The organism is Bradyrhizobium sp. USDA 4454 (genome assembly GCF_054822705.1).
In genome coordinates this window covers 6735176-6758981 of sequence record NZ_JBTRCN010000001.1, presented here as the reverse complement: position 1 = coordinate 6758981, position 23806 = coordinate 6735176, and the positions used below count along the sequence as shown (strand labels likewise).

Sequence of the window (23806 nt, the reverse complement as noted above, 5' to 3'; positions counted from 1 at the left end):
TGCCACGAACCTCAGCCTTGAGATCGGTCTTGGATCAGTCTTGAGATAATCCTTGGGAGACCATCATGACGGACAAGCCGACGCCGCTGGCCCATGGCGAGATCGATGTTCTGATTTTGCAGGCGCTGGTGCGCAAGCTGATCGCGAAGGGTGTGCTGACACAAGACGACGTCCGCTCGATGCTGTTCGAGGCTGCCAAGAACCTCGATCTGGTCGGCAGCGAGCTGACAACCGAAGCCGCCAACATCATCGTGCAGGAAGATCTGGCGCCGGCGTTCCTTGGCGGCTAGAGCATGATCCGGAAAAGTGGAAGCCGGTTTTCCGAAAAGATCATGCTCAAACAAAGAGTCTCTCAGGTCTGGCCGCCGCGGGTGGAGACCAGCCGGATTTGCGTGATCTGGTCGGCATTGCCGGCGAGATAGGCCTGCGCGTCGCGCACCAGCCGCTCCACTGCGGCGGCGTCGTAGCTCGGATGGCGGGTGTTGAGATGCAAGTCGGTCTCGATCTGCATCGCATTGGTGGTGCGGCCCGCGCCGATCTCAATCGAGAACGATACCAGCGAAACGTGTGGGCTCTTGAACGCCATGTCCTGATCTCCATCGATCCCGCGCGCGGCGCGGGCTCACGCCTTCGGCCGGTGCCTTATGTCAGGCAGCTGAATCTTCCCGGGTCGCCTGCGCATGATGCGGGGCAACCGCCGGATGTCTCCGGTCGAGCTCCTCGATCATGCCGCGGGCGATCTCGCGCTCGCCCATGATGACGATGTCGGCCCCGAGCCGTTTCAGGTGATCGACTTCCGCGTCGGAATGCGCGCGCGCGATGATCTGGATCGCGGGATTGGTGGCGCGCGCCTGCTCGACGATCTGTCCGGCCTCGAACGCTTCGGGAATCGCGATCACCAGCGATCGTGCGCCGGCCGGATTGGTCGCGCGCAGCACGCTGGCGCGCGCGGCATTGCCCATCAGCGCTTCGATGCCGCGCTGCTTGAGCTTTGCCACCATGTCGTCGGACGCCTCGACCGCGAGGAATGGTGCGTTGCGCTGATGCAAGGCGTCGCCGACGATGCTGCCGACCCGGCCGTAGCCGACCAGGATGGTGTGATTCTGCAAGTTGGTGACCGGGATCGGCTCGGCGATTGCGGCGGTCGGCGAAGCGGCCTGCGGCTGCTCCAGCCGCGACGTCAGCCAGTCGACCACCGCGAACACCAGCGGGTTGAGCATGATCGAGAAGATCGCGCCGGCCAGGATCAGATCGCGGCCGGCCTTCGGCAGCAGATCGAGTGCGACGCCGAGCTCGGCGAGGATGAAGGAGAACTCGCCGATCTGGGCGAGGCTTGCCGAGATCATCAGGGCGGTCGCCATCGGGTGACGGAACAGCACGACGATCAGGAGCGCGGCGAGCGACTTGCCGACCACGATGACGAACAGTGTCGCGACAAACGGCCAGGGTTCGCGCACCACGCTGAGCGGATCGAACAGCATGCCGACCGAGACGAAGAACAGCACCGCAAAGGCGTCGCGCAACGGCAGGGTTTCCTGGGCGGCGCGCTGGCTGAGCGGCGATTCCCGCAGCATCATCCCCGCGAAGAACGCGCCGAGCGCCAGCGAGACCCCGAACAGCTTGGTCGCGCCGAACGCGATGCAGAGCGCGATCGCGAGCACGGTCAGCCGGAACAGCTCGCGCGAGCCGGTATGCGCGATGTAATGCAGCACCCATGGGATCAGCCGGCGTCCGACCACCAGCATCAGCGCGATGAACAATGCGATTTTGATCAGCGTCAGCACCAGCACGCCGGTCAGGCCGATGCCGAAACGGGTTGCAAGCGGGTCGGAGGTGAGCGCCGCACCATCACCGCCGCTCTGGAAGCTCGCCACCGCCGGGAACAGCACCAGCGCCAGCACCATCGCGAGGTCCTCGACGATCAGCCAGCCGACCGCGATCTTGCCGCGCTCGGTGTCCATCAGCCGGCGCTCCTGCAGCGCGCGCAACAGCACGACGGTGCTTGCGACCGACAATGCCAATCCGAACACCAGGCCCGCGCCGACGGTCCAGCCCATCAGCAAGGCGAGAGCGAGGCCCATCAGCGTCGCGACCGCGATCTGCGCGACCGCGCCGGGCACCGCGATCTTGCGCACCGACAGCAGGTCGTTCAGCGAGAAATGCAGGCCGACGCCGAACATCAGCAGGATGATACCGAGCTCCGCGAGTTCGGTTGCCAGCGCCTGATCCGCGACGAAGCCGGGCGTGAAGGGCCCGACGGCGACGCCTGCGAGCAGATAACCGACCAGTGGCGGAACCCGGAAGCGCTGCGCGATGGTTCCGAAGACGAAAGCTAATCCGAGGCCCGCGACGACGGTCGCGATAAGAGGTGTGTCATGCGGCATTTCGCCTTGTCGCACAGCATGGTTGACGGTGCACCGCGACCATTTGAGGCGCGGCATCACACCACGGAACTGTGATCTATTGCTCATGGCGTGAGCATATGATCTCATGCCGCGATGGATCCGCGGCTCCCGGACACTGATCTGGTCATCTTCGACTGCGACGGCGTGCTCGTCGACAGCGAGGCATTGAGCTGTCGCTGCCTCGCCGAGGCGATGGTCCGGGCCGGCTTCGCGATGACGACCGAGCGGGCGCTCGAACTCTTCCTCGGGCGCAGCACCTCCGCGCTGCTTGAGTATTGCCGTGACGTGGGCGAGCCGTTGCCGGCGACTTTCCTGCCCGATCTGGCGGCCCAGGTCCGCGAGACATTCCGCATCCAGCTCAAGCCGATCGCGGGCATCGCGGCGGTGCTCGCGGAACTGCAGCTGCCGTATTGCGTCGCCTCGTCCAGTGATCTCGAGCGGGTGAAATTCTCGCTGGAATTGACCGGTCTTGCCGCAAGCTTCGGACCGCGGCTCTACACCGCGCAGATGGTCAGGCACGGCAAGCCGGCGCCGGATCTGTTCCTGCATGCGGCCAGCGCGATGGGCGCCGAACCCGGCCGCACGCTTGTGATCGAGGACAGCATCAGCGGGGTGACGGCGGCAAAGGCCGCGGGCATGAAAGTGTGGGGATTCGTCGGCGGCACCCACTATCGGTTGGCGGACGGCAATGCTCTGCTGCGGCAGGCTGGCGCGGATCGAATCTTCGCCGCGATGACGGATTTCTGGATCAAAGGCTGACACGGACGATGGCTGCGCCCGACAATGAAAAGTCTCGCCTCGACGATGCGGCGCGCGCCGGCTGGCTGTATTTCATCGCCGGCCACACCCAGGATGAAATTGCAAAGATGCTGCAGGTGTCCCGCGCCTCGGCGCAGCGACTGGTGTCGCTGTGCCTGGCCGAGCGGCTGATCACGTTTCGGCTCGAACACCCCATCGCAGCCTGCATGGAGCTCGCCTCGCGGCTGAAGGCGCGGTTCGATCTGGTGCATTGCGACGTGGTGCCGACTGACCCGGCGGCGCCGCTGTCGAATGCAGGGATTGCCAAGCGCAGTGCCAATCTGCTGGAGACGACGCTGCGCTCGGAGACGCCGGTGATCGTCGCGCTCGGCACCGGCCGCGCGGTGCGCGCCGCGGTCGAGCGGGTCTCGCCGATCGAGCGGCCGGATCACCAGATCGTCTCGCTGGTCGGCAATATTTCCGCCGACGGCTCGGCGAGCTTCTACGACACGGTGGGACGGCTGGCCGACCGCACCGGCGCGCGGCATTACCCGATGCCGCTGCCGTTCCTGATGTCGAGCGAGGACGAGCGCAATCGCATGGTGCGCATCGACCCGATCGCGCGGGTGAGGGCGGTCGCCGCCAAGGCCGATCTCAGGCTAATCGGGATCGGCCAAATGGACCAGAAGGCCCAGGTCCATGTCGACGGCTTCGTCACCCGCGAAGAGCTGCTTGAGATGATGCGGCTCGGGGCGGTCGGTGAGGTGACCGGCTGGGCCTACGACGCCAAGGGCCGCCTGATCAAGGGCGGCACCAACAAGCGGCTGACCAGCATTCCGCCGCAGATCCCCGCGCTCTCGACCACGATCGCGGCCGCCGTCGGCGTCGCCAAGGTGCCGTCGATCAAGGCGGCATTGGCGGGCCGGGTGATCAACGGCCTGATCACCGATGAGGCCACCGCGCGCGCCGTGCTGGACCGCTAGGGCTGGATGGTTCGAGTCGAGCAGCGCACCGCTTCACCTCGCCCCGCTTGCGGGGAGAGGTCGGAATGCATCGCCAGATGCATTCCGGGTGAGGGGGACTCTCCACGCACTCGTCTGCTTTCGTATGCGCGGAGAAAGCCCCTCACCCCAGCCCACTCCCCGTAAGAACGGGGCGAGGGAGCGCTGTCCCGGCGCGGTCGCTAATCGCTTTCTTCGCTCCCGCAAAAACTCCATTCCAGCGTGCCGTGGAACCGGCAATCGTGCGGGGACGGCGCAGCCGTGCGCTTGACAAAATTTGGCGACAGTATGAACATACGCTCAACACGTGGGCATATGCTCAACGTGGCATAAGGGAGGTCACCGTGAAAAACGTCCTTTGCGCCGTTGCGGGCGCGGCCAGTCTTTTGATCTCTGCCCCCTCGATCGCCCAGACCACGCTGACGGTGGCGACCGTCAACAACGGCGACATGATCCGCATGCAGGGGCTCACCAGCGAATTCACCGCGAAGAATCCCGACATCACCGTGAAATGGGTGACGCTCGAGGAAAACGTGCTGCGCCAGCGCGTGACCACCGACATCGCCACCAAGGGCGGCCAGTTCGACGTGCTCACCATCGGCACCTATGAGGTGCCGATCTGGGCCAAGAAGAGCTGGCTGGTGCCGCTCGACAAGCTTGGTGCCGATTACGACGTCAATGACCTGCTGCCGAAGATCAGGGACGCGGTCTCGGTCGACGGCAAGCTCTATGCCGCGCCGTTCTACGGCGAGAGCTCGATGGTGATGTACCGCACCGACCTGTTCGACAAGGCCGGCCTGAAGATGCCGGACAGCCCGACATGGGATTTCGTGGTCGACGCCGCCAAGAAGCTGACCGACAAGTCGGCCGGCGTCTACGGCATCTGCCTGCGCGGCAAGGCCGGCTGGGGCGAGAACATGGCGTTCCTGACCGCGATGTCCAATTCCTTCGGCGCGCGCTGGTTCGACGAGAAGTGGGAGCCGCAGTTCAATTCGCCGGAATGGAAGAAGACGCTGACGACCTATGTCGACCTGATGAAGCAGGCCGGCCCTCCGGGCGCCTCTTCCAACGGTTTCAACGAGAACCTCGCCTTGTTCAACGCCGGCAAATGCGCGATGTGGATCGACGCCACGGTGGCGGCGTCGTTCGTGACCAACCCGGCGCAGTCCACGGTCGCTGGCAAGGTCGGCTTCGCGCTGGCGCCGAACACTGGTCTCGGCAAGAACGCCAATTGGCTGTGGGCGTGGAGTCTAGCGGTCCCCGCCGGCTCGAAGAAGGTCGAGGCGGCCGAGAAGTTCATCGCCTGGGCGACCAGCAAGGAGTATTCCAAGCTCGTCGCGTCCAAGGAAGGCTGGTCCAACGTGCCTCCGGGAACGCGGACCTCGCTGTACCAGAATCCCGAATATCTAAAGGCGGCGCCGTTCGCCAAGATGACCTTGGCCTCAATCGATGCGGCTGATCCGAGCCACCCGACCGTGAAGCCGGTGCCCTATGTCGGCGTGCAATATGCGGCGATCCCTGAATTTCAGGGTATCGGCACCCAAGTCGGCCAGCAGTTCTCGGCCGCACTGTCCGGCTCGACCACGGTCGATGCTGCGCTGTCAGCTGCGCAGTCCGCGACCGAGCGCGAGATGAAGCGCGCGGGTTATATCAAGTAATCCACGCGATCCGATCGCCAGGGCGTGTCGAACGCCCTGGCTGCCCGACCAGCTTAGACCTCCCGAGCTGGATCACTCGCGACCATCCTGTCCCGCAGTGGGATGGTCGCTCCTTTCGCGAAAGAAGGAGGCGGGGATGGCGACCCAGCAGACCCAACTGCTCGCACGCACGCTGCTCACGCCGGCGGTGGCGCTGCTGTTCATCTGGATGATCGTGCCGCTGGCGCTCACGATCTATTTCGCGACCCTGCACTACAATCTGCTCGATCCCGGCTCCGAATCCTTCGTCGGCCTGGAGAACTTCCGCTACTTCCTTACCGATCCGGCCTTCCTCGCCTCGTTGCAGAATACGTTGGTGCTGGTCGGCTCGGTGCTCGCGATCACGATCATTCTCGGCGTGCCGGTGGCGCTATTGCTCGACCAGCAGGTGGTCGGGCTCTCGATCGTCCGCCTGATGGTGATCGCGCCGTTCTTCGTGATGCCGACGGTCAGTGCGCTGGTCTGGAAGAACCTGCTGATGCATCCGGTGTCCGGCCTGTTCGCCTGGATCGCGCATCTGTTCGGCCTGCCGGCGATCGACTGGTTCAACGACGCGCCGCTGTTCTCGGTGATCCTGATCATCTCCTGGCAGTGGCTGCCGTTCGCGACCCTGATCCTCTTGACCGCGCTGCAATCGCTCGACGAGGAGCAGAAGGAGGCGGCCGAGATGGACGGCGCGAGCGCGATCTCGACCTTCATCTACATCACGCTGCCGCACTTGGCACGCCCGATCACCGTGGTGATCCTGATCGAGACCATCTTCCTGCTCACGGTGTTCGCGGAGATCTTCGTCACCACAGGCGGCGGCCCCGGCCTGCAGACCACCAACATCGCCTTCCTGATCTACTCGCAGGCGCTGATCCAGTACGACGTCGGCAGCGCCTCGGCGGGCGGCCTGGTCGCGGTGGTGCTCGCCAACATCGTCGCGTTCTTCCTCGTTCGCATCGTCGGCCGGAATCTGGAGGCGTAACGTCATGGCGCGGATGGTCACGACACGACGCAAGGCGATCTCGACGGCGGCGGCCTGGCTGGTCGGCTTCCTGATCTTCTTCCCGATTCTCTGGATGGTGCTGGCGAGCTTCAAGACCGAGCTTGAAGCGTTCGCGATCCCGCCGTCGTTCCTGTTCTTCCACTGGACCACGGAGAACTACGCCACGGTGCAGGAGCGCAGCGATTATTTCCACCACGCGCTCAACTCGATCATCATCGCCGGCGGCTCGACCCTGATCGCGATGCTGATCGCGATCCCGGCGGCGTGGTCGATGGCGTTCTCGCCGACCAAGCGCACCAAGGACGTGCTGCTCTGGATGCTCTCCACCAAGATGATGCCGCCGGTCGGCGTGTTGGTGCCGATCTACCTGATCTTCCGCTCGGTCGGCCTGCTCGACACCCGCACCGGCCTGATCTTCATCCTGTGCCTCGGCAACCTGCCGATCGTGATCTGGATGCTGTTCACCTATTTCAAGGAGATCCCGAAGGACATTCTCGAGGCGGCGCGGATGGACGGCGCCACGATCGGGCGCGAGCTGATCTACGTGCTCACGCCGATGGCGGTGCCGGGCCTGGCCTCGACCATGCTGCTCAACCTGATTCTGGCGTGGAACGAGGCGTTCTGGACCCTCAATCTGTCGACGCTCGAGGCTGCGCCGCTCACCGTGTTCATCGCATCCTATTCGAGTCCCGAAGGATTGTTCTGGGCGAAATTGTCGGCGGCGTCGACGCTCGCGATCGCGCCCATTCTCGTGCTCGGCTGGTTCAGTCAGCGGCAACTCGTCCGCGGCCTGACCTTCGGCGCGGTCAAGTAGCAGAAAGGCTTCTCCATGGGTCAGATTACGCTGCAGGGTGTGCAAAAATCGTTCGGGCCGGTCCACATCATCAAGGGCGCCGACCTCGACATCGCCGACGGCTCCTTCGTCGTGTTCGTCGGTCCGTCCGGCTGCGGCAAGACCACGCTGCTGCGGCTGATCGCGGGGCTTGAGGACGTCACGGGCGGCGCCATCCTGATCGATGGCCGTAACGTGGTCGACGTGCCGCCGGCCAAGCGCGGGCTGTCGATGGTGTTCCAGTCGTATGCGCTCTATCCGCATATGAGCGTGCGCGGCAATATCGCGTTCGGCCTGAAGATGGCGGGGATCGCCAAGGACGAGATCAACCGCAAGGTCGAGGCCGCCGCGGCCACGCTCAATCTCACGCCCTACCTCGAGCGCAAGCCGCGCGAACTCTCCGGCGGCCAGCGCCAACGCGTCGCGATCGGGCGCGCCATCGTGCGCGAGCCCAAGGCGTTCCTGTTCGACGAGCCGCTGTCGAACCTCGATGCCGCGCTGCGGGTGCAGATGCGGCTCGAGGTGACGCGGTTACAGAAGCAGCTCGGCACCACGGCGATCTACGTCACCCACGACCAGGTCGAGGCCATGACCATGGCCGACAAGATCGTGGTGCTGAACGGCGGCAAGATCGAGCAATATGGCTCGCCGCTCGAGCTGTACGAAAAGCCGGCGAACCTGTTCGTCGCCGGTTTCATCGGCTCGCCGAAGATGAACTTCGTCACCGGCGATCTCGCCAAGCAGCAGGGCGCGACCACGATTGGCGTGCGGCCCGAGCATCTGAGGGTCGAGCGCAACGGCCAGGGCGGCTGGCACGGCACGGTCTCGGTTGCCGAGCATCTCGGCAGCGACACCTTCCTCTATGTCGATGCCGGGCCGCAGGGCATGCTGACCGCGCGCTACATCGGCGAGCTCGACCTGCATCCGGGCGACAAGGTGTCGCTGATCCCGGATCCGGCGCGCATCCATCGTTTCGACGACAGCGGAAAATCGATCCGGGCATAGAGCATGCTCAAGAAAAGCACGGACGATCTCCGCCGTCGATCTCGCTCTGGCCGGGGCGGCACGCCCGCGACATGCGGGCTCTAGGCAAAGGAAGAAGAAAATGTATCTCGAGAAATTCAAGCTCGGCGGCAAGACCGCCATCATCACCGGCGCCGGTCAGGGCATCGGGCTCGCCTGCGCCGAAGCGCTGGCGGAAGCCGGCGCCAAGGTCATCATCGGCGACCGCGACGCCAAGGTCGCCAATGACGCGCAGGCGGCTCTGAAGGCCAAAGGTTTTGACGCCGATATCGCGCTGATGGACGTGACGGATTCCGGTCGCGTCGCCGCGGTCGCCGACGAACTGGTGCGCAAATACGGCAAGGTCGACATCCTGGTCAACAATGCCGGCATCGCCCGCAGCGAGACGCCGGCCGAGACTGTGACCGACGAGCACTGGCTCAACGTCATCGACGTCAATTTGAACGGCACGTTCTGGTGCTGCCGCGCCTTCGGCAATCACATGCTGAAGGCCAAATCCGGCACCATCGTCAATGTCGGCTCGATGTCCGGCTTCATCGTCAACAAGCCGCAGGAACAGTGCTTCTACAACGCCTCCAAGGCCGCGGTGCACCATCTCACCAAATCGCTCGCCGCCGAATGGGGCGCGCGCGGGGTCCGCGTCAACGCCGTGGCGCCGACCTATATCGAGACGCCGCTGAACGCCTTTGTGAAGAACAGCCCCAAAATGTACGACGCCTGGATCGGTGGAACCCCGATGGCGCGGATGGGGCAGGTCGACGAGATCGCCTCCGTGGTCTTGTTCCTGGCCTCCGACGCAGCGAGCCTGATGACCGGAAGCATCGTTCTGGTCGATGGCGGTTACACTTGCTGGTAGGCTCGCGCCGACGCATGATCCGGACGGATGGGGACCGGCTTCCGGACAGTGCTGACACAGAAGCAAGAGCGCGATGACGTTTCGAAGACACGTCGTCGCGTTCCGACGGAGCGAACATGCGGCAAGCCTATATCGGGGTGGACGTCGGAAGCACCAGCGCCCGCGCCGGCGTCTTCGACGCGGCCGGCAAGCTATTGGGCTCGGCCCGGCATCCGATCCGGGTCTGGCATGAGCCGGGCGACATCGTCGAGCAATCGTCCGAAGACATCTGGACGGCCTGCATTGCCTCCGTGCGCAACGCCATGCGGGAGGCCGCCGTCGCCGCCGAACACGTCAAGGGCATCGGCTTCGACGCGACCTGCTCGCTGGTCGTGCTCGACCGGGCAGGTCGGCCGTTGACCGTCAGTCCGTCCGGCGATCCCGCGCGCAACGTCGTGGTCTGGATGGATCACCGCGCGATGGGCGAGACCGAGTTCATCAACGCGACCGGCGACCGGGTGCTGCGTTATGTCGGCGGCGCCATCTCGCCGGAGATGGAGATCCCGAAGATCCTCTGGCTGAAGCGGCATCTGCCGGCGAGCTTCGAGGCTGCCGGGCACTTCTTCGATCTCGCCGACTATCTCTCGTTCCGCGCCAGTGGCTCGCTGGCGCGCTCGACCTGCACGGTGACCTGCAAATGGACCTATGTCGCCGGTGAGGGCGGCTGGAGCGAATCCTTCCTCAAGCGGGTCGGGCTCGAGGCGCTCGCCGCCGATCGCTTTGCCCGCATCGGCAACGAGATCGTGCCGCCCGGTTCGCCGCTTGGCGGCGGGTTGTCGGAGGGTGCCGCGCGCGATCTCGGCCTGATGCCGGGGACCGCGGTCGGCGCCTCGCTGATCGATGCCCATGCCGGCGGCGTCGGCGCGATCGGCGGCCGTGACGGCTCCGGCGCCGAGGTCGATGTCTGCAAGCGGCTCGCCTATATCATGGGAACGTCGGCCTGCATCATGGCGACGACCGTCGAGCCCTGTTTCGTGCCGGGTGTCTGGGGCCCGTATTTCGAAGGCATGGTGCCGGGCTTCTGGCTGAACGAGGGCGGGCAGTCCGCTGCCGGCGCCGCGATCGATCATCTGCTCAAGTCGCACCCGGCGCATGCCGAGGTCTCGGCCGCGGCCAAGACCGACGGCGTCGATGTCATCGAATACCTCGAGAAGCGCATCCTGGCGCGCAGCGGCAATGCCGGCGCGGCCGCGCTGCTCGCACGCAACGTGCATGTCCTGCCGGAATTCCTCGGCAACCGCTCGCCCTATGCCGATCCGGGCTCGCGTGCGGTGATCGCGGGGCTCGATCTCGACACCGATGTGTCAGCGCTGGAGCGGCTGTTCGTCGCTGGCCTGTGCGGGCTGGCCTATGGCCTGGCCGACGTCATCGAGGCCTTGCAGGCCCACGGCGTCGACGGCAAGACCATCGTGATCGGCGGCGGCGCCAGCCGCAGCCCACTGGTGCGCCAGATCATGGCCGACACCACAGGCTACACGGTGGCATTGCCGCAGACCCAGGAGCCGGTGTTGCTGGGCGCCGCGATGCTCGGCGCGGTCGCCAGCGGCGCGCACAACTCGATCAATGCCGCGATGGCCGGCATGTCGGCGCTCGGGCGGCTGAGCGAGCCGACCAAGCCCGAGCTTGCAGATTTCCACCGCCGGAAGCGCGGCGTACACAAGATGCTGCGGCAGCTCGATCGCGACAGCCGCGAGGCGATGAAGCAGGCGTCCGGTGCGGCGCCGGGTTGAGGTGTTTGCATGCTGCTGAGTTGCGGAGATGCACTGATCGATTTCCTGCCGTCGCGGACGGCGGATGGACGCGAGGCCCTGACGCCCGCGGTCGGCGGATCCTGCCTCAACATCGCAATCGGTAGCGCCCGGCTCGATGTTTCCACCGGTTTTGTCGGCGGCATCTCGACCGACACGTTCGGCCGGATGATCGCCGATCATGCCACGGCTTCAGGTGTCGATCTCGGCCGCGCGATGCGCAGCGATCACCAGGCGACGCTGGCCTTTGCTCGTGTGACAGGAACCGAGACGCAATACGCCTTCTATGACGCCGACACGGCATCGCGGAATTGGATCTATCGGCGCGAGGCGATCGCGCTCGAGGGCATCTCCGGCCTTCACATCGGCTCGACCACGCTGGTCCATGACAAGGGCGCCGCCGAGACGCTGGCCTTCATCAATGACGCGCGTTCCAATGTGACGATCTCGCTTGATCCGAACTGCCGGCCGAATTTGGTCAAGGACAAGGACGCTTATCGCACACGCATGCTGGCGTTCTGCGGCAAGGCCGACATTGTGAAGATGTCCGACGTCGACTTCGCCTATCTGTTCGGCGACGAGGCCTATGCTGCGCGGGCCGAGGCGCTGCTGTCGGCGGGCGTATCGCTCGTCGTCATCACCCGCGGCAACGACGGCGCCGTGGCCTGGCATCGCAGGGCTGGACCCATCGAGGTCAAGGCACCGGTGGTGACCGTCGTCGATACGATCGGCGCCGGCGACAGCTTCCAGGCCGCACTGCTCGCCGCGTTGCATCGGCTGGACCGGATCGCGCGGCCGCGGCTCGCCGAGATCTCCACCGCCGAACTCGCCCGCGCGTTGTCCTTTGCCTGCACATGCGCCGCCTTCACCTGCACACGCGCTGGCGCCGATCCGCCGCGGAGCCGGGAGTTGCCCGCAGGCACCTGGTAAGCCATGCAGCCGAGGCGATGGACTTGCCGCACGAGCCACGGCACGATGCCGTCATCGAAGACCGATGCGAGCCCGTGCCCGAATGAGCGACGATCTGTGCCTGCTATCAGCCGTTGAACTTCGCGCCCGGATCGCCCGCAAGGAGGCGTCTCCGGTCGAGATCACCCAGGCGGTACTGACCCGCGCCGAACGGCTCCAGCCCGAATTGAACTGCTTCATCACGCTATGCAACGACGAGGCGATGGCGCAGGCGAAGGCCGCGGAGCACAAGGTGATGGCCGGCGAGCCCCTCGGTCTGCTGCACGGCATCCCCTTTACCGTGAAAGACATCGTCAGCACCAGGGGCGTGCGCACGACGTTCGGCGCGGTGCCATACAAGGACAACGTGCCGGACCATGATGCCGTGGCAGTGGCCCGGCTCCATGCGCAGGGCGGCATCCTGATCGGCAAGACCACGACGCCGGAGTTCGGCAGCAAGTGCCTGACCGACTCGCCGCTGTTCGGTCGCACCCGCAATGCGTGGAGCGCCGAGCGCTCCAGCGGCGGCTCGAGCGGCGGCGCGGCAGTCGCGGTCGCGAGCGGCCTCGCGCCGCTGGCGGTGGCGACCGATGGCGGCGGCTCGACGCGGATTCCCGCGGCCTGCAACGGCGTGGTCGGGATCAAGCAGAGCAACGGCGTGATCCCGCACAGCCAGGTGCAGGATGCCTTCGGCAACCAGACCTACGTCACGCCGACCACGCGCACCGTCGCCGACACCGCACTGATGATGCAGGCGATGGCCGGCGAGGACCCGTCCGATCCCTGGTCGATCGGCGTGCCGGCGCCTGATTATCCCGACCTTGCCGCGCCGCGCGGCGATCTTCGCGGCAGGCGAGTGCTGTTCTGCGTGTCGCCGCCTGGGCGTCCGGTGACGGCGGATGTCGCCGCTGCGTTCCACGCGAGCCTCGACCGGCTGGCCGGCCTTGGCGCGGAGTTGGAGGAATTTTCCGGTGACGGCTTTGACATCGAGCCGATTTGGCGTGCCATCAATCATACGGTCTGGCGCACCCGCTTCGAGAAGCTCGCAGCCGACCATCCCGACGACCTCAGCCCGACCTTCCTGAAACAGCTCGCGCTCGCCGCTCGGGTCAGCGGCGTTGACTACCAGCAGGCGATGTTCGACCGCACCGCGCTGTTCCGCCGGGTGCAGTCGCTGCTCGCGCGCGGCGACTGGCTTGCGATGCCGACCCTGACCCGCACGGCGCTGCCGATCGACCAGGATCTGTTCGGCAGCATCGACATCGACGGGCAGAGCTTCGACAGCGTGCGGCCGCATTGGTTTCCCTGGACCATGCTGTTCAACATGACCGGGCATCCCGCGGTCAGCATCCCTGCAGGCTTCGGCCGCGATGGCCTGCCGATCGGCCTGCATCTGGTCGGCCGCTTCCGGGACGATGCGGAACTGCTGCGCGTCGCGGCGCTGTTCGAAGAGGCGAGCGACCTGCTCGGGCGCTGGCCGACCGTCGCGTCGTGAACGGCGCTCTTCCACCAGCGATGCCGTCGCTTGACGCTTAGTCTCATTTTGCGTGCTGCGCCTGCGAAGGCGAATGTGGTCCGCGATCCGTGAAAGCTCCGGAAGCTCCCGATATAGCTTGGATTGATGTCAGCCTGCGTTCGCCGCATGCGGCTGCGCGAACGCCTCCAGTTGCGGCTTCGCATTCAGCGCATCGGTTGTCTTTGTGAAGGACGGCGCTAACATGGAAGCCATCCATCGATACCTGTCGTCGTCTTTTTTGATTCATCTATTGCAGCGCAACCAGGCCACGCGACGGTTCCGCGCTCGCTCCGGCGGCCAGGCCTCGAGGGGAAAGTAGCAAACACCCATCCCTGACATCGCAACCAAGAAATAACGGGGGAAGACATGTATGTGAATGGGCTTGCGGCATTTGCCGCCGCGGTCGGCGTTGGCCTGTTGTCGGGCGCCGCCATCGCACAGGAAGTCAAGCAGGAGAAGCAGTCGGTCCTCGGTAACGCCAATGTTTCACCGGTGACCCAGGAGCAGCTCAACGCCGCCGACAAGAACAGCAAGGACTTCCTGCTCACCAACGGCAATTATGCGCAGACCCGGTTTTATCCAGGCAAGCAGATCAGTCGCGACAATGTGAAGAATTTGCACGTCGCCTGGATCTTCCAGACCGACGTCAAGGAATCGCTCGAGACATCGCCGATCGTCGTCGACGGCGTGATGTATGTCACGACCTCGTTCAGCCATGTCTATGCGCTCGACGCCAAGACCGGCCAGCAGCTCTGGCACTACGCTCACAAGATGGGCCCGATCACCGTCTATTGCTGCGGTCCCAACAATCGCGGCGTCCAGGTGCTGGGCGATCGGGTCTATCTAGCGACGCTGGATTCCAAGCTGCTGGCGCTGAATGCCAAGACCGGCGAGGTGGTGTGGACCACCAATATCGCCGATCCTGAGCTCGGCTACAGCGAGACGATGGCGCCGACCGTGGTCAAGGACAAGGTGCTGATCGGCACCAATGGCGGTGAATACGGCATCCGCGGCTTCGTGCGCGCCTATGACGCCAAGACCGGCAAGCAGCTGTGGAATTTCAACACCATTCCGGAGAACTCGGTCGGCGTCTGGGCGACCAAGGACGCCACCGGCCGCGACATGCATCGCAATATCCAGGCCGAGAAGGACACGCTCGCCAAGATCGGCGATCCCTATGCCAAGCTCGGCGGCGGCGTGTGGCAGAACCCTTCGGTCGATCTCGCGACCAACCGGATCTACTTCGTTGTCGGCAATCCGTCGCCCGACCTCGACGGCTCGAACCGGCCCGGCGACAACCTCTACACCAACTCGATGGTCTCGCTCGATCTCGATACCGGCAAGTATGTCTGCCACTTCCAGTACATCGCCCATGACGTCTGGGACCTCGACGCGGTCAGCCCGACGGTGCTGGTCGACGTCAAGAACAAGGACGGCAAGACCATTCCCGGCGTCATCCATGCCGGCAAGACCGGGCACATCTATGTGCACGATCGCAAGGACTGCAGCCTGATCCGCTTCTCCGAGGCGATGGTGCCGCAGGAGAACATGTGGGTGCTGCCGACCAAGGAGGGTGCGCGCATGCTGCCCGGCGCCAATGGCGGAGTCGAATGGTCGCCGATCGCGACCGACCCGGGGCAGGAGCTGGCCTATGCCATCAACCTGCACCAGCCGATGACCTACCACGTCGAAAGCTCGGCCTATCCAAACGGCAAGCTTTGGCTGGGCGGCGCCTTCAAGGTGATCCCGAGCGAGAAGCAGTCGGGCAACATCACCGCGGTGAACTACAACAACGGCAAGATCAAGTGGCAGGTCAATACGCCCGAGCCGATGATCGGCGGCATCCTCGCCACCGCCGGCGGCCTGGTGTTCACCGGCGAAGGCAACGGCAAGTTCGCGGCGTATAATTCGTCGAACGGCAAGGAATTGTGGAGCTTCCGCGCCGGCGCCGGCGTCAACGCGCCGCCGTCGAGCTACATGGTCGGCGGCAAGCAATATGTCGTGGTCGGCGCGGGCGGCAACACCCAGCTCGACTACAAGCGTGGCAACAACATCATCGCCTTCACGCTCGACTGAGCGAGAGACAAACAATGGTGGCGAAGCGGGACCCGTCTGGTCCCGCTTCTGTTTCTTCGGACGAGCGATCAGGCCGCGTCATTGCGAGCACAGCGAAGCAATCCATCGCGCCGCATATGTGGAAGGATGGATTGCTTCGTCGCTGTCGCTCCTCGCAATGACGACTGCGCTTCAGGATGAGTGGATGTCTTGTAAATTATTGATCTGCGCTACCGCGCTGCTGTTGCTCGCAGCACAGGCGCGCGCCGAGACGATCGAGGACAAGGTCGCGGTCTGCGCCGGCTGTCACGGCGCGGACGGCAAGCCGGTCGACAAGACCATTCCGACGATCTGGGGCCAGCAGGCCGGCTACCTCTACATCCAGCTCCGCGACTTCAAGCGCGGCGATCGCAAGAGCGACATCATGCAGCCGATCGCAACCCAGTTCGAGCGCGACGACATGCTGGCGATCGCGGAATATTTCTCGCAGAAGCCGTGGCCTGACCTCGGCCAGCCGCGCGCGCCGAAGGACGTCGCAGCGAAGGCGATGACGGCCAGCGCTTCGGTCGGCTGCCCGGCCTGCCATCTCGATCGCTTCCAGGGCGACGGCACGGTGCCGCGGCTTGCCGGGTTGGGGCGGGATTATCTCGCGAAAACCATCGCCGATTTCCGCAGCCGCGCGCGCGGCAACAATCCCGGCATGTCCGATCTGATGCTGGCGACGTCGCCCGACGACCTCGCCGCGCTGGTGGAGTATCTGGCGGGGTTGTGAGCGGAGCGCCGTCTCAGCGCGGCGTCAGCTCTTCACGCAGCGCCGACAGGATGGTGAGGTCGGCGGCGTGCTTGCCGGACTTGTCGGCCAATGCGGCATCGGCGCCGCGGGCCAGCAGTGCCTTCGCGATCGCCGAGTGGTTGCCTTCGGCGGCGATCATCAGCGCGGTGCGGCCGCGCGCGTCGCGCTCGTCGACCCTGGCGCCGGCGTCCAGCAGATACGAGACGACCTCGAGCGCCTGCGCTTCCGGCACGGCCTCGTCCGGCCCGGCCGCCCACATCAACAGCGTCAGATCGTTGGCGTAGCGCGCGTTGACGTCGATCTCGCGCGCGAGCAGCTGCTTGACGATGCCGAGCTGACCGCCGGCGGCGGCATACACGACCGGCGGCTTGCCGGTGTCGTCAGCCTTGCGGCCGTCGGCACCATGCGCCAGCAGCATGCGCACCACCATGTCCCGGCCGGCATAGGCGGCGGCCGCGACCGGCGAGGCGCCGCTGCGTCCGGTGAGATTGACATCTGCACCGCGCTCGATCAGCCGCTGCACGATCGCGACATGGCCGCGTTCGGCGGCAAGATACAGCGCGGTCGATCCCGCGAGGTTGCGGGCGTTGACCGGCGCGCCGCGCGCCAGCAGCAGGTCGACCATATCGAGATGGCCGGAGCGGGCGGCATGGCTCAGCGGCCTGGCGCCGAGCCGGTCCCGCGCGTCGACCGAGGCGCCGTGGTCGAGCAGCTCGGTGGCAAGGTTGATGCAGTCGGCATTGGCGGCCGCGAACAAGGTCAGCGAGATCTCGATTGCGCTGAGCTGGGCCTTGTCGGTCTCATATTTGCGGATCAGTTCGCGGCACCGCGCCGGGTCGGGCGCCGCAAGGCTGCTGTGGACGTGGCCTGCGACAAGCAGCGCGGCGAGGGCGATGCGACGAACCAAGACGAGTACTCCGGATGGCTTGCCGAGCGCATCGCCATTCGATCGAGCCTGGCATGAACCTGCGTCGCTGCCAAGCCGCGGCCTAGGTGTGCCGCTAGCCGCTCTGCCCGCTGCTGGCATTGGCGACGGCGCGGGCGACGTTGGCGATCACCTCGTTGCACGTCTCCACCGAAGCGCTGGCTCCGGTCAGATAGACCGTCACCACGATCGGCTTGCGGCCGGGCGGCCAGAACACGCCGATATCGTTATAGGTGCCGCGCTCGCCGGTGCCGGTCTTGTCGCCGACCCGCCAGTCGCGCGGCACGCCGGCGCGCAGCCGGGCATTGCCGGTCTTGTTAGCGACCATCCAGTCCACTAGCCTCTCACGCGAGGCCGCCTGCAACACGTCGCCGAGCACGACGCGCTGCAGATCCTTCAGCATCGCGACCGGGCTGGTCGTGTCGCGCGGATCGCCGGGCACGGCTTCGTTCAGCGCCACCTCCCAGCGGTCCAGCCGGCTGACATTGTCGCCGATGGTGCGAAAGAAGCTCGTGAAGCCGGCAGGCCCGCCGATCTCGCGCAGCAGCAAATTGGCGGCGGTATTGTCGCTCAGCGTGATGGCGGCCTCGCAGAGTTCGGACAGCGTCATGCTCGATCCGACGTGTTGTTTGGCCACGGGCGCGTAGGCCAAGATATCCTTGGCCTCGATCTGCACGCGCTGGTCGAGGCTGGATTCGCCGCGGTCGACCCGGTGCAGCACGGCCGCCGAGGCCAGCGCCTTGAAGGTGCTGCACATCGGGAACCGCTCGTCGCCGCGCTGGCTTGCGCGCAACCCCGTTTCCGTGTCGAGCGCAGCGATGCCGAGCCGGCCGGTGGTCGCCAGCTCGATGCGCGCAAATTCCTGCTGCAGCCGTCGCGCCGCCTCGCTTGCTCCCGCCACGCTCTGTTCTGCCGCGGCGCTCTCTCCGGCCGCGGCGCTTGGCCGCGGCAGGGTGCACGACACCGCAAGGCCCAGCGCGCGCCATCCAAATGTCCGTCTCGTCAGCATGTCCATACTCCCGTTGGCGGCGCGAACCTGCCGAACGGCGTGACGGCCGACAAACAATCATTTATACAATGAGCCATGAGAAAAACTTGGTCATGACGCCGTGCGCCGGCATCTCCCGTTGAACGCGTTGCGTGCCTTCGAGGCCTCCGCGCGGCTGCTCAGCTTCACCCGCGCGGGGATGGAGTTGCGCGTGACCCAGACCGCGATCAGCCATCAGGTCAAGCAGCTCGAGGACACGCTCGGCGCGAGCCTGTTCCGCCGGCTGCCGCGTGGCCTCGTGCTCACCGACGAGGGGCTGGCGTTGTTGCCAATACTGTCGGACGCGCTCGACCGGATCGGGGCTGCTATCGACCGCATCGAGGCCAAGGGCACGCGCGAGGTCGTCACCGTCGGCTGCGTCACGACGTTCGCGACCGGATGGCTGTTGCAACGGGTCGATCGCTTCAAGCGCGCGCACCCCTATATCGACCTGCGGCTGCTCACCAACAACAACCGCGTCGACATCGCGGGCGACGGGCTCGACCTCGCACTGCGCTTCGGTGACGGCTCCTGGCACGGCACCGAGGCGATCCATCTGCTGTCGGCGCCGCTGTCGCCGGTGTGCTGCCCCGATGTCGCGGGCCGGCTGCGCAAGCCGTCCGATCTCGCGCAGGAATTCCTGTTGCGCTCCTATCGCGCCGAGGAGTGGCCGCTGTGGTTTGCGGTTGCCGGCGCGCCGTGTCCGAAGATCCAGGGCCCGATCTTCGACAGTTCGGTGGCGATGGCCGAGGCCGCCGCACGCGGCATCGGCGTCGGGCTGGTGCCGATCGCGATGTTCAACAACGAACTCGGGTCCGGCCGGCTCAGGCGGCCATTCGCGGCCGAGGTCCCGGCGGGGTCGTACTGGCTGACCTGGCTGAAGTCGCGCGAGGTGACGCCGGGCATGCGCGCGTTTCGCGACTGGTTGCTCGAGACGTTGCGGGCGGAAGTGAGTGAGGGGGAGGAGAAAGTGGATTCATCCGCTTCACGACCGAAGGCAAACACCAAGGCCAAACCGACGGCCAAGACGAAGGCCGCGAAGAAGCGGAGGCGTTAGTCTTCCGAGTAATGCTCTCTTTACCGTCATCCTGAGGAGCGCGCAGCGCGTCTCGAAGGATGCACGGCCCGGCTGGTGGCCGTCGACCCTTCGAGACGCGCTGCGCGCTCCTCAGGGTGACGGTGAGGGAGCGGAGTGCACGGCATGCAGTGTTCGCCGTTGTCGTGCGGTGCGATCCATCCTACGCCAGATGGCACGCCACCGCGTGCCCGTCGCTGCCTTCGCGCAGCTCCGGCGCCGATTGGCGGCAGCGCGCTTCGGCGATTGGGCATCTGGTGTGGAAGTGGCAGCCCTGCGGCGGATTCATCGGGCTCGGCACGTCGCCCTTCAGGCGGATGCGATCGCGCTTCGCCTTGGGATCGGCCACCGGCACCGCCGAAAGCAGCGCCTTGGTGTAGGGATGCTGCGGGTTGCGGTAGAGATCGCTGGCCTTCGCGAGCTCGACGATGCGGCCAAGATACATCACCGCGACGCGGTCGGAGATGTGCTCCACGACCGAGAGATCGTGAGCCACGAATAGGTAGGTCAGGTTCAGCTCGGCCTGCAAGTCCTCGAGCAGGTTGATCACCTGGGCCTGGATCGAGACGTCGAGCGCCGAGACCGGTTCGTCGCACACGATCAGCTTCGGCTCCAGCGTCAGTGCGCGGGCGATCGCGATGCGCTGGCGCTGGCCGCCGGAGAATTCATGCGGGTAGCGCCGCATGTGGTCGGCCTTCAGCCCGACCTTGACGAGCAATTTTGCGACGCGGTCCTCACGCTCGCTGGCCGAACTCACGAGATTATGGATGATGAAGGGCTCGCCGAGGATCGCGCCGACCGTCATGCGCGGATTGAGCGAGGCGAACGGATCCTGGAACACCAGCTGCATGTTGCGCCGCATGGCGCGCAAATCGCCGCCGCCGAGGCCCGTCACGCTCTGACCGTCGAACACGACGTCGCCGGAGGTCGGCTCGATCAGCCGCAGCACGCAGCGGCCGGTGGTCGACTTGCCGCAGCCGGATTCGCCGACCAACCCCAGTGTTTCGCCGCGGTTGACCGAAAACGACACGCCGTCGACCGCATAGACCTGGCCGACCTCGCGCGACAGCAGGCCGCCCAGCACCGGAAAGTGCTTCTTCAGATTGGACACGCGCAGCAGCGGTTCGCTCATGACGCGTCTCCGAGATGGCAGGCGATGCGATGGCCGGGCGCGATCTCGCGCAGCCGCGGCTCCTTTTCGGTGCAGATGCTCATGGCGTGCTTGCAGCGGGGCGCAAACCGGCAGCCGGGCGGCGGGTTGATCAGGATCGGCACCGAGCCGCCGATCGCCTCCAGCCTCGTCTTGTGCTCGGCGTCGAGGTCAATGCGCGGGATCGAGCGGATCAGGCCTTGGGTGTAGGGATGGCCGGGATTGCCGAACAATTCGTGGACCGGCGCCTCTTCCACCACCTTGCCGGCATACATCACGACGACGCGCTGCGCGGTCTCGGCGACCACGCCCATCGCGTGCGTGATCAGCATCACCGCCATGCCGAAGCGTTCCTTCATGTCCTGCAAGAGGTCGAGGATCTGCGCCTGGATGGTGACGTCGAGCGCGGTGGTCGGCTCGTCCGCGATCACGAGCTTGGGCCGGCACGCCAGCGCCATCGCGATCATCACACGCTGGCGCATGCCGCCGGAGAACTGGTGCGGATAGTGATGCACGCGGCCCGCGGCATTGGGGATCTGCACCAGCTTCAGCATCTCGATGGTGCGTTCCAGCGCCTGCTTCTTAGTTACCGCCTCGTGGCGGCGCAGGCTCTCGCTAATCTGCTCGCCGATGGTCAGCACCGGATTGAGCGAGGTCATCGGCTCCTGGAAGATGAAGCCGATTTCCTTGGCCCTGATCTCATCGAGCTGATGACTGGTCAGCGGCACCAGATCGCGACCCTCGAACATGATCTCGCCCGCGACGATTTTGCCCGGCGGCATTGCGATCAGCTTCAGGATCGACATCGCGGTGACGGTCTTGCCGCAGCCGGATTCGCCGACCACGCACAGCGTCTCGCCGCGCTTGATGCTGATATCGACGCCGTCGACCGCCTGCAGGATGCCGTCGTCGGTGGTGAAGTGGGTCTTCAGGCCCTTGATGTCGAGCAGTGCCATCAGATCACCTTGCGTGCATCGAGCGCATCGCGCAGCCCGTCGCCGATGAAGTTGATGGCGACCACCGCGATGAAGATGGCGCCGCCGGGAAACAGCGCCCAATGCGGGCCGATGTCGAGAAAATCCTTGGCGTCATAGAGGATGCGGCCCCAGGTCGGCGTATCCGGCGGGAAGCCGAGGCCGAGGAACGAGAGTGTCGATTCGGCGATGATCGCGGCGGCGACGTCGATCGTGCCGGCGATGATCACCGGGCCCAGTGCATTGGGCAGGATGTGGCGGATCACCTGGCGCACCGGGCTTGCGCCGAGCGCGCGCGCGGCCTCGACGAATTCCTTCTCGCGCAGCGACAGGAACTGGGCGCGCACCAGCCGCGCCACCGGCATCCAGCGCAGCCCGCCGATGACGAGCACGATCAGGATGAAGATGCCGCCCTCGGGCCCGAACGCCGCCTTCAGCCCGTCGCGGAACAAATAGATCAGCAGCAGCAGCAGCGGCAGCTGCGGCAGCGACAGAAATAAATCGGTGAGCCACATCAGCAGATAGCCGAGCGCGCCGCGCGACATGCCGGCGAGCGCGCCGATCAGCGTGCCGACGAACACCGAGACCAGCATCGCCGCCAGGCCGACTGCGAGCGAGATGCGGCCGCCATAGATCATGCGGGCGAGCAGGTCCTGGCCGAGATCGTCGGTGCCGAACGGATGCGCCAGCGACGGCCCCTGCAGGCCGGCGACGACGTCGACGTCGTTGATCGCGACGCGCCAGACCAGCGGCCCGATCACGACGGCCGCGATCAACAGCAGCAGCAGCACGGCGCTGATCACGGCCGGCCGGTGCCGGCGATAGCGCCGCCAGGTCTCGCGCCAGGGCGAGTAGGTGCGCCGCTCAGCGGAAGGAGATGCGAGGGTCAAGCCAGCCATAGAGGATGTCTGCGATCAGGTTGAAGAGCACGACGAGGCACGCGAAGACGAAGGTGACGGCCATGATGACCGGCGTGTCGTTGGCGAGGATGGAGGAAATCAGCAGCGAGCCGATGCCGGGGATCCGGAATATCTGCTCGGTGACGATGGCGCCGCCGAACACGGCGGGCATTTGCAGCGCGATCAGCGTGACCACCGGGATCATCGCATTGCGCATCACATGCTTGACGATCACCTTGGCCTGCCCGAGTCCCTTGGCGCGGGCGGTGGTGACATAGTCGAGCCGGATCACGTCGAGCATCGCCGAGCGCACGAAGCGGGTCATCGACGCGGCCTGGAACAGGCCCAGCACCATCACCGGCATGATGGCCTGGCGGATCGTCTCGAGCGCCCATTTGATGCCGCTGCCCGGCACGTCGGTGTAGACGAAGGGCAGCCAGTCCAGCTTCACGGAGAACACCAGGATGAACAGGATGCCGGTGAAGAAGGTCGGCAGCGAGAAGCCGATGAAGGCGAGGGTGTTGGCGAGCTGGTCGAACAGAGAATAGGGCCGGGTGGCGGCATAGACGCCGACCGGGATCGCGATCAGGAGCGCCAGCAGCTGCGAGGAGCCGACCACATAGAGCGTCGCCGGCAGCCGCTGCAGGATCAGGGTGTCGACGTTGACCCGGCTGACAAAGGAAAAGCCCCAGTCGCCATGCGCCATCGCCGCGAGCCAGTGCAAATAGCGGATGTAGATCGGGTCATCGAGCCCGAACTGCGTGCGCAGCGCGGCCTGCACTTCGGGCGGCACGTTCGGGTTGGTCGCCAGCTCCGAGAACGGGTCGCCCGGCGCGAGCGCCAGCACGACGAACAGCACGAGCGAGATGCCGAGCAGGCTCGGGATCGCGATCATCAGACGGCGCAGGATATATTGACTCATCGGGAGATCATCTGACTAGCGGTCTCGCGCGGGGCACGTTGAATTCACTTCCAATCGAAAGGCGATCTGCACCTCGCCCCAGGTGCGGGGAAAGGCCGGAATTCAGGCGTCCCTGAATTCCGGGTAAGGTCAGAGTGGGCTCTGCTGATCCCGCCCCCGCAGGCACGGGAGAGGGAAGAGCAAATCTCAAGC

22 protein-coding genes are annotated in these 23806 nt (G+C 65.7%); 14 read left to right on the top strand and 8 right to left on the bottom strand.

Features of this window, described 5'->3' with window-relative positions; all coding sequences use genetic code 11:
* The first annotated feature begins 65 nt into the window (after positions 1–65).
* Positions 66–290, top strand: a complete 225-nt coding sequence (locus ACVIW0_RS31425) for a hypothetical protein (protein ID WP_461346824.1) — start codon at positions 66–68, stop codon at positions 288–290.
* 62 nt (positions 291–352) lie between these two features.
* Here ACVIW0_RS31425 and ACVIW0_RS31420 read toward each other — a convergent pair whose 3' ends face one another.
* A complete protein-coding gene (locus ACVIW0_RS31420; protein WP_461355885.1) occupies positions 353–586 on the bottom strand; it encodes a hypothetical protein in 234 nt (77 codons plus the stop codon).
* A 61-nt stretch (positions 587–647) separates the two neighbouring features.
* Positions 648–2384 carry a YbaL family putative K(+) efflux transporter gene (gene ybaL, locus ACVIW0_RS31415; RefSeq protein ID WP_461355884.1) on the bottom strand — a complete coding sequence of 579 codons (1737 nt, stop codon included), beginning with the start codon at positions 2382–2384 and terminating at the stop codon, positions 648–650.
* A 114-nt stretch (positions 2385–2498) separates the two neighbouring features.
* Here ybaL and ACVIW0_RS31410 point away from each other — a divergent pair, with 114 nt between their 5' ends.
* From ACVIW0_RS31410 to ACVIW0_RS31355, 12 genes are all read left to right on the top strand, one after another.
* The gene (locus ACVIW0_RS31410; protein WP_461355883.1) at positions 2499–3164 is read left to right on the top strand and encodes an HAD family hydrolase; all 666 of its coding nucleotides are present in this window, start codon (positions 2499–2501) and stop codon (positions 3162–3164) included.
* A gap of 8 nt (positions 3165–3172) precedes the next feature.
* The gene (locus ACVIW0_RS31405) at positions 3173–4126 is read left to right on the top strand and encodes a sugar-binding transcriptional regulator (protein WP_461355882.1); all 954 of its coding nucleotides are present in this window, start codon (positions 3173–3175) and stop codon (positions 4124–4126) included.
* 362 nt (positions 4127–4488) lie between these two features.
* Positions 4489–5802 carry an ABC transporter substrate-binding protein gene (locus ACVIW0_RS31400; RefSeq protein ID WP_461355881.1) on the top strand — a complete coding sequence of 438 codons (1314 nt, stop codon included), beginning with the start codon at positions 4489–4491 and terminating at the stop codon, positions 5800–5802.
* A gap of 136 nt (positions 5803–5938) precedes the next feature.
* Positions 5939–6811: a carbohydrate ABC transporter permease gene (locus ACVIW0_RS31395; RefSeq protein ID WP_461355880.1), complete on the top strand. Its 873-nt coding sequence runs from the start codon at positions 5939–5941 to the stop codon at positions 6809–6811.
* 4 nt (positions 6812–6815) lie between these two features.
* Positions 6816–7646 carry a carbohydrate ABC transporter permease gene (locus tag ACVIW0_RS31390; protein WP_461355879.1) on the top strand — a complete coding sequence of 277 codons (831 nt, stop codon included), beginning with the start codon at positions 6816–6818 and terminating at the stop codon, positions 7644–7646.
* Between the two features lie 15 nt (positions 7647–7661).
* Positions 7662–8669 (top strand): ABC transporter ATP-binding protein, encoded by a 1008-nt coding sequence (locus ACVIW0_RS31385; protein ID WP_461355878.1) that lies wholly within the window; start codon positions 7662–7664, stop codon positions 8667–8669.
* Positions 8670–8769: 100 nt separating this feature from the next.
* Positions 8770–9543, top strand: coding sequence for an SDR family NAD(P)-dependent oxidoreductase (locus ACVIW0_RS31380; RefSeq protein WP_461346830.1), 774 nt, complete (start codon positions 8770–8772; stop codon positions 9541–9543).
* 116 nt (positions 9544–9659) lie between these two features.
* A complete protein-coding gene (locus ACVIW0_RS31375) occupies positions 9660–11312 on the top strand; it encodes an FGGY-family carbohydrate kinase (protein WP_461355877.1) in 1653 nt (550 codons plus the stop codon).
* 9 nt (positions 11313–11321) lie between these two features.
* Positions 11322–12260 (top strand): carbohydrate kinase family protein, encoded by a 939-nt coding sequence (locus tag ACVIW0_RS31370; RefSeq protein WP_461355876.1) that lies wholly within the window; start codon positions 11322–11324, stop codon positions 12258–12260.
* Positions 12261–12342: 82 nt separating this feature from the next.
* Complete coding sequence (locus ACVIW0_RS31365) at positions 12343–13773, top strand: amidase (protein ID WP_461355875.1); 1431 nt, start codon at positions 12343–12345, stop codon at positions 13771–13773.
* A gap of 387 nt (positions 13774–14160) precedes the next feature.
* Positions 14161–15870 (top strand): outer membrane protein assembly factor BamB family protein, encoded by a 1710-nt coding sequence (locus tag ACVIW0_RS31360; protein ID WP_461355874.1) that lies wholly within the window; start codon positions 14161–14163, stop codon positions 15868–15870.
* Between the two features lie 184 nt (positions 15871–16054).
* Positions 16055–16621, top strand: a complete 567-nt coding sequence (locus ACVIW0_RS31355; RefSeq protein WP_461355873.1) for a c-type cytochrome — start codon at positions 16055–16057, stop codon at positions 16619–16621.
* 13 nt (positions 16622–16634) lie between these two features.
* Here ACVIW0_RS31355 and ACVIW0_RS31350 read toward each other — a convergent pair whose 3' ends face one another.
* Positions 16635–17549: an ankyrin repeat domain-containing protein gene (locus tag ACVIW0_RS31350; RefSeq protein WP_461355872.1), complete on the bottom strand. Its 915-nt coding sequence runs from the start codon at positions 17547–17549 to the stop codon at positions 16635–16637.
* A 94-nt stretch (positions 17550–17643) separates the two neighbouring features.
* Complete coding sequence (gene bla, locus ACVIW0_RS31345; protein ID WP_461355871.1) at positions 17644–18582, bottom strand: class A beta-lactamase; 939 nt, start codon at positions 18580–18582, stop codon at positions 17644–17646.
* A gap of 94 nt (positions 18583–18676) precedes the next feature.
* On the opposite strand from bla, the gene ACVIW0_RS31340 reads away from it, so the two are divergent.
* A complete protein-coding gene (locus tag ACVIW0_RS31340) occupies positions 18677–19651 on the top strand; it encodes a LysR substrate-binding domain-containing protein (RefSeq protein ID WP_461355870.1) in 975 nt (324 codons plus the stop codon).
* Between the two features lie 181 nt (positions 19652–19832).
* Here the strand turns inward: ACVIW0_RS31340 and ACVIW0_RS31335 are convergent, their stop codons facing one another.
* The 4 genes from ACVIW0_RS31335 to ACVIW0_RS31320 are packed head-to-tail and all read right to left on the bottom strand — an operon-like array spanning position 19833 to position 23614.
* Positions 19833–20801 (bottom strand): ABC transporter ATP-binding protein, encoded by a 969-nt coding sequence (locus ACVIW0_RS31335; protein WP_461355869.1) that lies wholly within the window; start codon positions 20799–20801, stop codon positions 19833–19835.
* Entirely contained in the window at positions 20798–21778 is a 981-nt protein-coding gene (locus ACVIW0_RS31330; protein ID WP_461357479.1) for an ABC transporter ATP-binding protein, read from the bottom strand. Before ACVIW0_RS31330 ends, ACVIW0_RS31335 begins: the two co-directional genes overlap by 4 nt.
* The gene (locus ACVIW0_RS31325) at positions 21775–22692 is read right to left on the bottom strand and encodes an ABC transporter permease (protein WP_461355868.1); all 918 of its coding nucleotides are present in this window, start codon (positions 22690–22692) and stop codon (positions 21775–21777) included. Before ACVIW0_RS31325 ends, ACVIW0_RS31330 begins: the two co-directional genes overlap by 4 nt.
* Complete coding sequence (locus ACVIW0_RS31320) at positions 22658–23614, bottom strand: ABC transporter permease (protein ID WP_461355867.1); 957 nt, start codon at positions 23612–23614, stop codon at positions 22658–22660. The genes ACVIW0_RS31325 and ACVIW0_RS31320 overlap by 35 nt, the downstream gene beginning before the upstream one ends.
* Positions 23615–23806 lie beyond the last annotated feature (192 nt).